Source organism: Actinacidiphila glaucinigra, from assembly GCF_900188405.1.
GTDB lineage: Bacteria > Actinomycetota > Actinomycetes > Streptomycetales > Streptomycetaceae > Actinacidiphila > Actinacidiphila glaucinigra.
Genome location: NZ_FZOF01000031.1, coordinates 1 through 13,827, shown reverse-complemented (window position 1 = coordinate 13,827; position 13,827 = coordinate 1). Strand labels below are relative to the sequence as shown.

General features: G+C 70.5%; 5 protein-coding genes, 1 tRNA gene and 2 rRNA genes. 1 reads left to right on the top strand and 7 read right to left on the bottom strand.

The genetic code is table 11. From position 1 onward, the window contains the following. Positions 1 to 66: 66 nt before the first annotated feature. The 3 genes from CHF15_RS37025 to CHF15_RS37015 form a co-directional block, all read right to left on the bottom strand. On the bottom strand, positions 67 to 2,700 hold the full coding sequence (locus tag CHF15_RS37025; protein WP_089228329.1) for a DNA translocase FtsK: 2,634 nt from the start codon (positions 2,698 to 2,700) through the stop codon (positions 67 to 69). Between the two features lie 114 nt (positions 2,701 to 2,814). Further along, the gene (locus CHF15_RS37020; protein ID WP_089228328.1) at positions 2,815 to 3,495 is read right to left on the bottom strand and encodes a response regulator; all 681 of its coding nucleotides are present in this window, start codon (positions 3,493 to 3,495) and stop codon (positions 2,815 to 2,817) included. A gap of 270 nt (positions 3,496 to 3,765) precedes the next feature. Beyond that, positions 3,766 to 9,246: a HAMP domain-containing protein gene (locus CHF15_RS37015; RefSeq protein ID WP_410169681.1), complete on the bottom strand. Its 5,481-nt coding sequence runs from the start codon at positions 9,244 to 9,246 to the stop codon at positions 3,766 to 3,768. A gap of 284 nt (positions 9,247 to 9,530) precedes the next feature. Here CHF15_RS37015 and CHF15_RS37010 point away from each other — a divergent pair, with 284 nt between their 5' ends. Next, entirely contained in the window at positions 9,531 to 12,152 is a 2,622-nt protein-coding gene (locus CHF15_RS37010; protein WP_089228326.1) for a SpoIIE family protein phosphatase, read from the top strand. Positions 12,153 to 12,226: 74 nt separating this feature from the next. On the opposite strand, the gene CHF15_RS37005 is transcribed toward CHF15_RS37010, so the two are convergent. From CHF15_RS37005 to CHF15_RS36990, 4 genes are all read right to left on the bottom strand, one after another. After that, positions 12,227 to 12,299, bottom strand: a tRNA-Thr gene (locus CHF15_RS37005). Between the two features lie 83 nt (positions 12,300 to 12,382). After that, on the bottom strand, positions 12,383 to 13,348 hold the full coding sequence (locus CHF15_RS37000; RefSeq protein ID WP_143681722.1) for a DegT/DnrJ/EryC1/StrS family aminotransferase: 966 nt from the start codon (positions 13,346 to 13,348) through the stop codon (positions 12,383 to 12,385). 142 nt (positions 13,349 to 13,490) lie between these two features. Then, positions 13,491 to 13,607: ribosomal RNA gene (gene rrf / locus CHF15_RS36995) — 5S ribosomal RNA — on the bottom strand. A gap of 96 nt (positions 13,608 to 13,703) precedes the next feature. After that, a 23S ribosomal RNA gene (locus tag CHF15_RS36990) occupies positions 13,704 to 13,827 on the bottom strand; the annotation flags it as partial.

Below are 13,827 nucleotides of genomic sequence, written 5' to 3'. Positions count from 1 at the left end.
ATAACTTGACGTGCGGGCAGGAGCAACGGTTGCGCCCAGCCCACTTACGAGTGAGCCACGGAACGGCTACGAACCGGCATCGCCGCGGAGTACGGCGAGCACTCCGTCCATCTCGTCCGGCTTGACCAGTACGTCACGGGCCTTCGACCCCTCGCTGGGGCCGACGATCCCGCGAGATTCCATCAGGTCCATGAGCCTGCCCGCTTTCGCGAATCCGACACGCAGTTTGCGCTGGAGCATCGAAGTCGAGCCGAATTGCGTGGAGACGACCAGTTCCGCGGCCTGGCACAACAGGTCCAGGTCGTCGCCGATCTCCTCGTCGATCTCCTTCTTCGGGCCCGAGCCGACGACCACGTCGTCACGGTAGGCGGGGGTCAACTGCGCCTTGCAGTGGGTGACGACGGCGTGGATCTCGTCCTCGGTGACGAAGGCGCCCTGCATGCGGACCGGCTTGTTCGCGCCCATCGGCAGGAACAGCCCGTCACCCTTTCCGATCAGCTTCTCGGCGCCGGCCTGGTCGAGGATGACCCGGCTGTCGGCGAGGGAGGAGGTCGCGAAGGCCAGCCGGGAGGGCACGTTGGCCTTGATGAGGCCCGTGACGACGTCGACGCTGGGCCGCTGGGTGGCCAGCACGAGGTGGATGCCGGCGGCCCGGGCGAGCTGGGTGATGCGGACGATCGCGTCCTCCACGTCCCGCGGCGCGACCATCATCAGGTCGGCGAGCTCGTCCACGATCACCAGCAGGTAGGGGTAGGGCGCGAGCTCCCGCTCGCTGCCCTCGGGCGGCTTCGCCTTGCCGCTGCGCACGGCCGCGTTGAAGTCGTCGATGTGCCGGAAGCCGTAGGCCGCCAGGTCGTCGTAGCGCAGGTCCATCTCGCGCACGACCCACTGCAGCGCCTCGGCGGCCCGCTTGGGGTTGGTGATGATCGGCGTGATGAGGTGCGGGATGCCCTCGTACGCGGTCAGCTCGACGCGCTTGGGGTCGACCAGCACCATCCGCACCTCGTCGGGTGTGGCACGCGCCAGGATCGAGGTGATCAGGCAGTTGATGCAGGAGGACTTGCCGGACCCGGTGGCGCCCGCCACGAGGATGTGCGGCATCCGCGCGAGGTTGGCCATGACGTAGCCGCCCTCGACGTCCTTGCCGAGGGCCACCGTCATCGGGTGCTCCTCGCCGGCCGCGTCCGCGGAGCGAAGGACGTCGCCGAGGTTGACCATCTCCCGGTCGCTGTTGGGGATCTCGATGCCGACCGCCGACTTGCCGGGGATCGGGCTGATGATCCGTACGTCCGGACTGGCCACGGCGTACGCGATGTTCTTGGCGAGGGCCGTGATCCGCTCGACCTTGACGGCCTGGCCGAGTTCCACCTCGTAGCGCGTCACCGTCGGGCCGCGGGTGAACCCGGTGACCCGCGCGTCGACCTTGAACTGCGAGAAGACGCTCGTCAGCGACTCGACCACGGCGTCGTTGGCGGCGCTGCGGGTGCGTCCGGGACCGCCGCGCTCCATCAGGTCCAGGGACGGCAGGCCGTAGGTGATGTCGCCGGACAGCTGGAGCTGTTCGGCGCGCGGCGGCAGCGCCGTGCCCTCGCTGCCGGGCGCCGCGGCCTTGGTGAGGTCGGGCACGGACCGGCCCGCGTCCTCGTCGGCGCCGTCCTCACCGGTGCCCCGCTCCGGCGGCATGGAGTGGGTGACGAGGTCCGCGACGACCGAGGAGCCGGGCACTCCGTAGGTGAGGGCGCCGTCGAGGTCGGCGGCGACACCATAGGCGAGGTCGACCGCGTCCAGGCCGTCGCCGGGCGTGAGATCGGGGAGTTCCGTCGGCTCCTGGCGGCGCCTGGAGCGGCGGCGCGCCTTCTCCGTGCCGTCCTGGGGAGCGGCCTCCTCCAGCAGGTCGCTGAAGGGCACGGAGTCGTCCTCGGCCGTGGCGGTGCCGTGTTCCTCCACCAGGCCCAGCCGGATGCCCAGTTCGCGCAGCCGCCGGGGAATGGCGTTGACCGGGGTCGCGGTGGTGACGAGCAGCCCGAAGAAGGTGAGCAGCGCCAGCAGCGCCACCGCCAGGGGCGCGCCGACGGTGTAGCCGAGCGGAGCGGACGCCGCCCAGCCGATGAGCCCGCCCGCGTCGCGGATCGCGTCGGCGCCCTGGCCCCGTCCGGGGGAACCGCAGCCGATGTGCACCAGTCCCAGCACGCCGACGCTGAGGGTGGTCAGGCCGATGACGATGCGCCCGTTCGCGTCGGACTTCTGCGGATGGCGCATCAGCCGCCAGACGACGGCCCCGACGAGGAACGGCACGAGCAGGTCCAGCCGCCCGAACAGCCCCGTGATCAGGATCTCGACCAGGTCGCCCACCGGTCCGCGCAGATCCGACCAGGTGCCGGTGGCCACGACCAGCGCGAGGCCGAGCAGCAGCAGCGCCAGGCCGTCCTTGCGGTGCGCCGGGTCCAGACCGCGCGCGCCGCGCCCGACGCCGCGGAAGAGCGCGCCCACGGTGTGCGCCAGGCCGAGCCAGACCGCTCGCGCGAGCCGGTAGACGCCCCCCGTGGGGGACGGCGCGGGCTTCGGCGCGGGTTTGGCCGCCGCCGCCTTGGCGGGCGGCTTCTTGGCCGCCGCCTTCTTCGCGGGGGCCTTCTTCGCCGCGGGCTTGGCCGCAGGTTTGGCGGCAGCCTTCTTGGCGGTGCCGGACGTACGTGAGGCCATGATGGTGAGGTTACCGTTCCGCCCCGCGCACGACACGCGTGCCCACGCATACCGCCATTCGTGTCGTGACCCTGGTGCGCCAAGGATGACTCTGCATCAAGTGGCGCACATGCTTCACTCCTGCGGGGGAATCTTCTTGTCGCCGCCGCCCGTGCCGGGCTCCAGCGCGTCCAGCGCGCGGCGCAGTCCGGTCAGCTTCCGCTCCAGGTGGGCGGCCGTGGCCACCGCCGCCGCGTCCGCGGACTCGTCGAGCTGCTTGGACAGCGCCTCCGCCTGCTCCTCCACGGCGGCGAGCCGCGCGGAGAGCTCGGCGAGCAGGCCCACGGGCTCCTTGGAGCCGTTGCCGCCGGCGCGAGCGCCCTGTTCCAGCTGCAGCCGGAGCAGGGCGGCCTGCTCGCGCAACTGGCAGTTCTTCATGTAGAGCTCGACGAAGACCGAGACCTTGGCGCGCAGCACCCACGGGTCGAAGGGCTTGGAGATGTAGTCCACCGCGCCGGCCGCGTAGCCGCGGAAGGTGTGGTGCGGCCCGTGGTTGATGGCGGTCAGGAAGATGATCGGGATGTCGCGGGTGCGTTCGCGACGCTTGATGTGCGCCGCGGTCTCGAACCCGTCCATGCCCGGCATCTGGACATCGAGCAGGATCACCGCGAAGTCGTCGGTGAGCAGCGCCTTGAGCGCCTCCTCCCCGGACGATGCCCGCACCAGGGTCTGATCGAGCGCGGAGAGGATGGCCTCCAGCGCCAGCAGATTCTCCGGCCGGTCATCGACCAGGAGGATCTTGGCCTTCTGCACCATGGCCCGCCCTCCTCGCCCCGGCACTGCACCGGTCGCCGCCCCCATGGACGACTCCTGAGTGCCGCCCGTCCTTGTGCCGGTCATGGTAGCCGCACCCCGCTGTCCGCCACACCCTGTCACCGCCATGTCACTGTGCACGTAGCAGAAACGCAAGCAGGGACCAGAAGGTTCCCAGAATCCCGCACTCCCACACCTCTTCACACACGCCGAGTCATGGACGTTCACCGTCCGTTGCCCGCCGGGCCACCCAACGTGGCGCCCGACGCGGCGTCACCTGGACTGCATCCACTGCTCCATCACCGCGAGCAGGTGGTCGGTGTCCACCGGCTTGGCGACGTAGTCGGACGCCCCGGACTCGATGCTCTTCTCCCGGTCGCCCTTCATCGCCTTCGCCGTCAGCGCGATGATCGGCAGCCCGGCGAACTGGGGCATCCTGCGGATCGCGGCCGTGGTCGCGTAACCGTCCATCTCGGGCATCATGATGTCCATCAGCACCACGGCGACGTCGTCGTGCTGCTCCAGGACCTCGATCCCCTCCCGGCCGTTCTCCGCGTACAGCACGGTCAGCCCGTGCTGCTCCAGCACGCTGGTGAGCGCGAAGACGTTGCGGATGTCGTCGTCGACGATGAGCACCTTCTCACCGCTGAACCCGCCCGCGAAGCCGGTGTAGGCGTCGCTGTGCGCGCCCTCCACCCACGACTCGGGCAGCGTGGCGCGTTCCACCGGCCCGGCGGCCGCCGCGGGGCGCGGTGTCGCCGCCGAACGCCGGCGCAGCCGGGACAGGCTGCTGCCCGCGCCCCGGCCGCGCACCGCCACGTGGCCGTGCGCCGGGGCGTGGAGCGGCTCGACCGCTGCTCCCTCGAGTTCCGCGGTCTCGCCGCCGGGGAGCTGCAGGTAGCCCTGGGGCGGCAGTTCGGTGGTGTTGAGCGGCAGGTAGAGGGTGAAGGTCGAGCCGCGGCCGGGCTGGCTGTCGGCGTGGATCTCGCCGCCGAGCAGCCGGGCGATCTCCCGGCTGATGGACAGGCCCAGGCCCGTACCGCCGTACTTGCGGCTGGTCGTGCCGTCCGCCTGCTTGAAGGCCTCGAAGATGACCCGCATCTTGCTCGCCGCGATGCCGATGCCCGTGTCGGTCACCGAGAAGGCGATCAGCGGCTCGTCCGCGCCCCGCAGCGAGCCGGACTCCAGCAACTGCTCCCGGATCACCTGCGGCACGTCGGGGCCGGCCGGGCGGATGACCAGTTCGACCGAGCCGCTGTCGGTGAACTTGACCGCGTTCGACAGCAGGTTGCGCAGCACCTGCAGCAGCCGCTGCTCGTCGGTGTGGAGCGTGGCGGGCAGCTCCGGGGAGACCCGTACCGAGAAGTCCAGGCCCTTCTCGGCCGTGAGGGGCCGGAAGGTCGCCTCCACGTAGTCGACCAGCTGGACCAGGGCGATGCGGGTCGGGCTGACGTCCATCTTGCCCGCCTCGACCTTGGACAGGTCCAGGATGTCGTTGATGAGCTGCAGCAGGTCCGAGCCGGCGCCGTGGATCGTCTCGGCGAACTCGACCTGCTTCGGGGAGAGGTTGCCCTCGACGTTGTCCGCGAGCAGCTTGGCCAGGATGAGCAGCGAGTTGAGCGGGGTGCGCAGCTCGTGCGACATGTTGGCCAGGAACTCGGACTTGTAGCGCATCGAGACGGCCAGCTGCTCGGCGCGCTCCTCCAGGACCTGCCGGGCCTCCTCGATCTCGGTGTTCTTCACCTCGATGTCCCGGTTCTGGCGGGCCAGCAGCTCCGCCTTCTCCTCCAGCTCCGTGTTGGACATCTCCAGCTGCTTCTGCCGGTTCTCCAGCTCCGCCGAGCGCTCCCGCAGCTGCTCGGTCAGCTCCTGCGACTGCTCCAGCAGGTACTCGGTCTTGGTGTTCACGCTGATGGTGTTCACGCTGACCGCGATCATGTCGGTGATCTGGCCGAGGAAGTCCTTCTGGATCTGGGTGAGCGGCTGGAAGGAGGCCAGCTCCATGACACCGAGCACCCGGTCCTCGAACACCACCGGCAGCACGATGACATGGGCCGGCGGCGCCTCGCCGAGACCGGAGGAGATCCTCAGGTAGCCCGGCGGCACGTCCTCCACCAGGATCGAGCGCTTCTCGACGGCGGCCGTGCCGATCAGCCCCTCCCCGGGCAGGAACACCGTCGGCATCGTCCGCTTGGAGAAGCCGTACGAGCCGCTCAGCCGCAGCTCGTAGCCCTCGTCGATCTCCTCCCCGCCGGCCGGCTCCTCCGCGATGAAGAAGGCGCCGTGCTGGGCGGAGACCACCGGGGTCAGCTCGCTCATGATGAGCGCCGCCACGTCGTTGAGGTCGCGGCGGCCCTGCATCAGACCGGAGATGCGGGCGAGGTTGCCCTTGAGCCAGTCCTGCTCCTTGTTGGCGAGCGTGGTCTCGCGGAGTCGGACGATCATGGTGTTGATGTAGTCCTGGAGCTCCAGGATCTCGCCCGCCGCGTCCACGTCCGTGCGGATGTTGAGGTCGCCGCGGGTCACCGCGGTGGCCACCTGGGCGATGTTGCGCACCTGGCGGGTCAGGTTGTTCGCCATCAGGTTCACCGACTCGGTGAGGTCCTTCCAGATGCCGGAGACGCCCGGCACGCGGGCCTGGCCGCCCAGGCGGCCCTCGGTGCCCACCTCGCGGGCCACCCGGGTCACCTGGTCACCGAAGGCGGACAGCTGGTCGACCATCGTGTTGATGGTCGTCTTCAGCTCCAGGATCTCCCCGTGCGCGTCGACGTCGATCTTCTTGGACAGGTCTCCGCGGGCGACCGCGGTGGTGACCATGGCGATGTTGCGGACCTGGCCGGTCAGGTTGGAGGCCATGTTGTTCACCGACTCGGTGAGGTCCTTCCACGAGCCGGACACGCCCGGCACGCGGGCCTGACCGCCGAGGATGCCGTCGGTGCCCACCTCGCGGGCCACCCGGGTCACCTCGTCACCGAAGGCGGAGAGCGTGTCGACCATCGTGTTGATGGTCTCGGCGAGCTGCGCGACCTCGCCGCGCGCCTCGACGGTGATCTTCTTGGTGAGGTCGCCGTTGGCGACGGCGGTGGCGACGGAGGAGATCGAACGCACCTGGCTGGTCAGGTTGTTGGCCATCAGGTTGACGTTGTCGGTGAGGTCCTTCCAGATGCCGGAGACGTCCCGCACGCGGGCCTGGCCGCCCAGCTGGCCCTCGGTGCCCACCTCGCGGGCCACCCGGGTCACCTCGTCGGCGAACGCGGACAGCTGGTCGACCATCGTGTTGACGGTGGTGACCAGGGCGAGGATCTCGCCCTTGGCGTCGACGGTGATCTTCTTGGACAGGTCGCCCTGGGCGACCGCGGTGGTGACCTCGGCGATGTTGCGGACCTGCATGGTGAGGTTGTTCGCCATGAAGTTGACGGACTGCGTCAGGTCCTTCCAGGTGCCCGACACGCCCTTCACCTCGGCCTGGCCGCCGAGGATGCCCTCGGTGCCCACCTCGCGGGCCACCCGGGTCACCTGCTCCGCGAAGGACGAGAGCTGGTCGACCATCGTGTTGAGGACGTTCTTCAGCTCCAGGATCTCGCCGCGCGCGTCGACGTCGATCTTCTGGGAGAGGTCGCCGCGGGCCACCGCGGTGGCCACCTGGGCGATGTTGCGGACCTGCGCGGTCAGGTTGCCCGCCATGCCGTTCACGGAGTCGGTGAGGTCGCGCCACACGCCGGCCACCCCGGGCACCTGCGCCTGGCCGCCGAGCCGGCCCTCGGTGCCCACCTCGCGGGCCACCCGGGTCACCTGCTCCGCGAAGGAGGAGAGCTGGTCGACCATCGTGTTGATGGTGTTCTTCAGCTCCAGGATCTCGCCGCGCGCGTCGACGTCGACCTTCTGGGAGAGGTCGCCGCGGGCCACCGCCGTCGTCACCTGGGCGATCTGGCGCACCTGCGAGGTGAGGTTGCCCGCCATGAAGTTGACGGAGTCCGTCAACTCCTTCCACACGCCGCTCACGCCGTCGACGCGGGCCTGACCGCCGAGGCGGCCCTCCGTGCCCACGTCCCGGGCCATGCGCGTGACCTGTCCGGCGAACGAGGACAGCTGGTCCACCATGCGGTTGACGGTGTTCTTCAGCTCCAGCATCTCGCCGGAGACGTCCACCGTGACCTTCTGCGACAGATCCCCGTTGGCGACCGCCGTCGTCACCTGCGCGATGTTGCGGACCTGGCCCGTCAGGTTGCGGAACGCGGTGTTCACCGAATCCGTCAGGTCCTTCCACAGACCCGCCGCACCCGGCACCTGCGCCTGGCCGCCCAGCTCTCCCTCGACGCCGACCTCACGCGCCACTCGGGTCACTTCGGCACCGAAGGCCGACAGCTGGTCGACCATCGTGTTGACGGTGTTCTTCAGCTCCAGCATCTCGCCGGAGACGTCCACCGTGACCTTCTGCGACAGGTCGCCGTTGGCGACCGCCGTCGTCACCTGCGCGATGTCCCGCACCTGGCCCGTCAGGTTGCGGAACGCGGTGTTCACCGAGTCGGTGAGGTCCTTCCAGATACCCGCCGCGCCCGGCACCTGCGCCTGGCCGCCGAGCCGGCCGTCCGCGCCGACCTCGCCCGCGACACGGGTCACCTCGTCGGCGAAGGTGCGCAGCGTCTCGGTCATCGCGTTGACGGTCTCGGCGAGCTGCGCGACCTCGCCGCGGGCGCCGATGGTGATCTTCTGCGACAGGTCGCCGTTGGCGACCGCGGTGGTCACCTGCGCGATGTCACGCACCTGGGCCGTCAGATTGCCGGCCATCAGGTTGACGGAGTCCGTGAGGTCCTTCCACACGCCGTCGACCCCGGCCACCTTGGCCTGGCCGCCCAGCTGGCCCTCGGTGCCCACCTCGCGGGCGACGCGGGTCACCTCCGCGGCGAAGGAGGAGAGCTGGTCGACCATCGTGTTGACGGTGTTCTTCAGCTCCAGCATCTCGCCGGCCACGTGCACGGTGACCTTGCGCGACAGGTCGCCCTTGGCGACCGCCGTCGTGACGAGGGCGATGTCACGCACCTGGGCCGTCAGACGGGACGCCATGGTGTTGACCGAGTCCGTGAGGTCCTTCCACGAGCCGGACATGCCGCGCACCCGCGCCTGACCGCCGAGCTTGCCCTCGGTGCCGACCTCGCTCGCCACCCGGGTCACCTCGTCGGTGAACGTGGACAGCTGGTCGACCAGCCCGTTGACGGTACGGCCCACCTTGAGGAACTCTCCGCGCAGCGGATGCCCGGAACCGTCGGCGCCCTGCGCGCGCAGGTCCATCCGCTGCTCCAGGTCGCCCTCCGCGACCGCCGACAGCACCCGGCCGACCTCGGACATGGGGCGCACGAGGTCGTCCACGAGCGCGTTGGAGGCGTCGATGGCCGCCGCCCAGGCGCCTTCGCACGCCCCCGTCTCCAGGCGCTCCGCGAGCTTGCCCTCCCGGCCCACGACCCGGCGCACCCGCGCCAGCTCCCCGGTGAGGTGCTGGTTGCGGTCGGCGACCTCGTTGAACACCGCGGAGATCTCCGCCATGACCCCGTCGCCGGTGACCGTCAGCCTCTTGCGGAAGTTGCCGTCCCGCATGGACTCCAACGCCGACAGCAGCCTGTGCAGGGCCGCCGAGTCGACCTCGACGGTCCCCGAACCCGCCCCGCTCGTACGCGACCGCACGTTCTTGACGCGTGCGGAACCGCCCCGCTTCGCCGCGGATGCCGCGCCGCCTCGCGCCGATGCGCCAGACTCCACCGTGTCCCTCCCGGAGGGTCGACCGACCTGCAGGTGCCTCGTTCAGGCATGACCAGTGTTTCACCATGCCCGGGCCCGGCCATAACAGTTCGGCAGCATCGCATATGACCGGCGTCATGATCGGGGCAGGAACACCCCCAACCGGCACACACGCGGTCGCCGGGGGTAAGTAACCTGGCATGCGGTTGCCCACCTTGGGCCGGGCGTACACCTCGAAGTGGGGGCCGGTGGTGACAGTACAGCGGACGACGAATGGTGACGTCCCGGGACAAACAAGGAGATCTGTGATCACGGCGCGGGCAGCGGCCACCTTCGAACCCGTGGGACGCTCGGTCGCCACCGCACGCGCGTTCGTCCGCGACACGCTCCAGGGCTGGGGCTTCTCCGAGGTGGTCGACGACGCCGTCGTCCTCACCAGTGAACTCGTCACCAACGCCGTGGTCCACGCCGGCACCGCCGCGGACGTCCAGTGCCTGCGCTTCGAGTCCGCCGTACGGATCGAGGTCTCCGACCGCTACCCGGAACGTGAGCTTCCTCTCCACGACGCCAAGAAGCAGATCCACCCCGACCACGAGGGCGGCCGCGGGCTGCTCCTGTGCTCGGCGCTGGCCAGCCGCTGGGGCGTGGAGTACACCGCGGCCAACAAGCACGTCTGGTTCCGCCTGGACCTCCCCCAGCGTCCCGCCGGCACCCGTTCCGCGGGCCCGGCCCTGCCCGTACAGGCGCTGCCGCTGGCCGACGAGCGGGTCCGCGTCGCCGTCGTCCAGGTCGACCGCGGCGGCATCATCACCCGCTGGAACCAGGACGCCGCCGAACTCTTCGGCCACCCCGGCGACCAGGTCACCGGCAAGCCGCTCGGCGACTTCGCCGCCTGGCCGCAGACCCCCGGCACCGGCCACGGCATCGCCGAGGCCCTGCGGCTGTCCCGCTGGGAGGGCAGCTACGGCGTCCGCGACGCCGACGGCCGGATCCTCCCCGTGTACGGCACGCACCTGCGGGTCCGCAACACCTCCGGCGAGCCGTCCACCGTGTGCCTGCTGGTGCGCGAGGACGAGCGCGCCGTCCTGCAGAACCCCGGCCGCGGCATGGTCGCCGTCGAGCGCGGCGCCGAACGCGGCAAGGCCGTGGACCCCTTCGAGTCCTTCATCGGCTCCCCCGCCCCCGACGACCTCGACGGGCTGCTGCAGCGCACCGTGGAACGCGCCCGCGACATGCTCGACGGAGACGCCGCCTACCTGCTGCTCGCCACCGACGACGAGACCGAGCTGGAGGTGCGCGCCTCCACCGGCCTCCCCTCCGCCCGGCAGCGCTTCGCGCGCGTCCCCGTCGAGGCCGGCACCGGCCGCTACGGCAGCGCCCGCATGCCCGCCGTCCACGAGGACCTCACGGCGGTCCCCGGCGCCGTACCGCTGCTCGCCGGCACCGGCATGCGCTCCGTCGTCACCGTCCCCCTCAAGGTCGAGGGCCGCCTCACCGGTTCGCTCGGCGTCGCCGCGGAGAGCCCCGGCCGCTACACCAACGAGGAGGCGCTGCGGCTGCAGTTCGCCGCCGACCGCATCGCGCTGGCGGTGGAGAGCGCCCGCCTCACCGAGCTCGAACGGCTGCGCAGAGGCTCGCTCTCCTTCCTGGTGGAGGCCTCCGACCTGCTGGCGGGCACCCTCGAACGCGACCAGACGCTGGCCCTGATGGCCCAGATGACCGTGCCCACCCTGGCCAACTGGTGCGCCGTCTACACGATCGCCGACCAGGCCTCGGAACCCGAACTCGCCTTCGTCCTGCACGAGGACGAGGACCGCATCGACGGCATCAAGGCCCTGCTCTCCCGCCTCGCCCCTCCCGACCCCGACCCCACCCCCGGCGCCCGTGCGTGGACCGCGCCCTCCGACGCCGCCCACTCCAGCGCCCTGCGCGCCTCCCTGCGCAGCCTGGGCCTCGGTGATGCCGGACGGCCCGCGACGGGCCCGGGGACGGCCCTGGCGACCGCCGCCGCCGTCGGCGGCGAGACGGTCGTCCTGCCGCTGGTGGCCCGCAACCGCGTCATCGGCATGCTCACCCTCGGCAAGTCCGCCGACGAGCGCTTCCGCCAGGAGATCCTGGAACTCGCAGAGGACCTGTCGCGCCGGGCCGCCCTCGCCCTGGACAACGCCCGCCTCTACAGCGAGCGAACGGCCATCAGCCAGTCCCTCCAGCGCAGTCTGCTGCCGCCCGGCCTGCCGGTGATCCCCGGCGTCGAGGTCGAGGTCGTCTACCGCGCCGCCGGCGAGGGCAACGAGGTCGGCGGCGACTTCTACGACGTGTTCCCGATCCGCGACGGCTGCTGGGGCTTCGCCATCGGCGACGTGTGCGGCACGGGCCCGGAGGCCGCCGCCGTGACCGGTCTCGCCCGGCACGCGCTGCGTCTGCTCGCCCGGGAGGGCTTCAGCGGCCCGTCCGTCCTGGAACGCCTCAACGCGGCCATCCTGGACGAGGGGGCCCGCAGCCGCTTCCTCACCCTCCTCTACGGCGAGATGTGGCCGCAGAACGACGGCAGCGCCGTCCTGAAGGTCGTCTGCGCCGGCCACCCGCTGCCGCTGCGACTGCGGCAGAGCGGTGTCGTGGAACCGGCCGCGGAACCGCAGCCGCTCCTCGGCGTCATCGAGGACCTCGAACTCGTCGAGCAGACCGTCACCCTCGACCCCGGCGACGTCCTGCTCTGCGTCACCGACGGCGTCACCGAACGCCGCGAGGGCACCCGCATGCTCGGCGACGACGGTCTCGCCGACGTCCTGGCCACCTGCACGGGCCTCACCGCGGGCGCCGTCGCGGCGCGTATCCAGCGGGCCGTGGAGCGCTTCGCGTCGGACGCGCCCTCCGACGACATGGCCATCCTGACGATGCGCGTCCCGGAACCGGAACTGCCCGCCTGACGGAGGGCAGTTCGCCGAAGGCGCCGAAAACAGGAAAGGCCCCCGCCGTGAGGCGGGGGCCTTTCCTGTATCAGAGCCCCAATACGGAATCGAACCGTAGACCTTCTCCTTACCATGGAGACGCTCTGCCGACTGAGCTATTGGGGCGTGTCGACGTGAAGGATCTTAACCCATACGGGCCCAGGTTCGGAAATCCGCGCGACGTACGGCCCGACCGGAACAGCCCGGGATCAGAGCAGACCGCCCAGCGTGTTGCACGCCGCGGCCATCCGCTCCAACTCCTTCTCGGTCAGGCCCGGGTGGACGGGCAGCGACAGCGTCTCGCCGGCCGCCTTCTCGGTCTTGGGCAGGAACGAACTCGACCGGTACTCGGGCATCCGGTGCACAGGCGTCGGGATGCTCACGTTCGCCTGTACGCCCCGCGCGGCCAGGGCCATCGCGAAGGCGTCCCGGTCCGGGCGGCCGTTCCCCGGTATGCGCACCGTGTAGCGGTGGTAGACGTGGTGGGCGCCGGGCTCCACGTAGGGCACCAGGACACCGGTCAGGGCCGAGTCCAGGTAACGGCAGTTGGCCCGCTGCCGGGCAACGGCACCGGCCAGCTTCGCCAGCGCCCCGCGGCCCACGGAGGCCTTGCGGTCGGCCATCCGGGCGTCGGCGTGGGCGGTGTCCCGAAGCCGCTTGACGGCACCGGCCAGTTCGGGGTGCTCCGTGGTCACCACGGCACCCTCCTGGACGGCGAACACGCTCAGCACGCCGTAGGTGCCGACCCGGCGGCCGGCCAGCGTGGCCGCCTGCGCCTGGGTGGCGTCCTCGATGATCGCCAGGCCGTGCCGGGCGGCGATGTCGGTGATCTGGTCGACGGCCGCGGGGTGCCCGAAGAGGTGCACCGGCAGGATCGCCACCGTGAGGGGCGTGATCGCGGCGGCGACGGCCTCCGGGTCCAGGCAGAACGTCAGCGGGTCGATGTCCGCGAAGACCGGCACCGCACCGGCCCGCCGCACGGCGGCCGCGGACTCCACGGGCGCGAACGACGGCAGGATCACTTCCTCGCCGGCACCGATGCCGAGCGAGAGCAGCGCCAGCTGCAGCCCGGAGGTCGCCGAGTCCACCGCAACGGCATGGCGCCCCTCCACCGCGGACGAGAACTCGTCCTCCAGCGCGGCTACTTCAGCACCCTGGACCAGGAACTGCTGCATCAGGCCCACCTCCACTTACCCGGTTCCCGCAAGGATCACCGCAACGGGTGATGCGTTGCTGATCTGAACATGAACAACGGGTGTGGATACGACAAAGAGCCGTGCCCCCGGACTGGGTCCAGGGGCACGGCTCTCAATATTTGTTCGGCGGCGTCCTACTCTCCCACAGGGTCCCCCCTGCAGTACCATCGGCGCTGAAAGGCTTAGCTTCCGGGTTCGGAATGTAACCGGGCGTTTCCCTAACGCTATGACCACCGAAACACTATGAAACTGTCGAACCGGCACCAGCCACCCCACAAACGGCAGGGGGCCGGGGTTCGTTGTTTCAGAACTACACAGTGGACGCGAGCAACCTATGGACAAGCCCTCGGCTTATTAGTACCGGTCAGCTCCACCCATTACTGGGCTTCCACATCCGGCCTATCAACCCAGTCGTCTACTGGGAGCCTTAACCCCTCAAGGGGGTGGGAGTCCTCATC

Bases quoted from the DNA above. Each gene is read 5' to 3' on its own strand.
- CHF15_RS37025 (WP_089228329.1), bottom strand. From the start codon at position 2,700: ATGGCCTCACGTACGTCCGGCACCGCCAAGAAGGCTGCCGCCAAACCT.
- CHF15_RS37020 (WP_089228328.1), bottom strand. From the start codon at position 3,495: ATGGTGCAGAAGGCCAAGATCCTCCTGGTCGATGACCGGCCGGAGAAT.
- CHF15_RS37000 (WP_143681722.1), bottom strand. From the start codon at position 13,348: ATGCAGCAGTTCCTGGTCCAGGGTGCTGAAGTAGCCGCGCTGGAGGAC.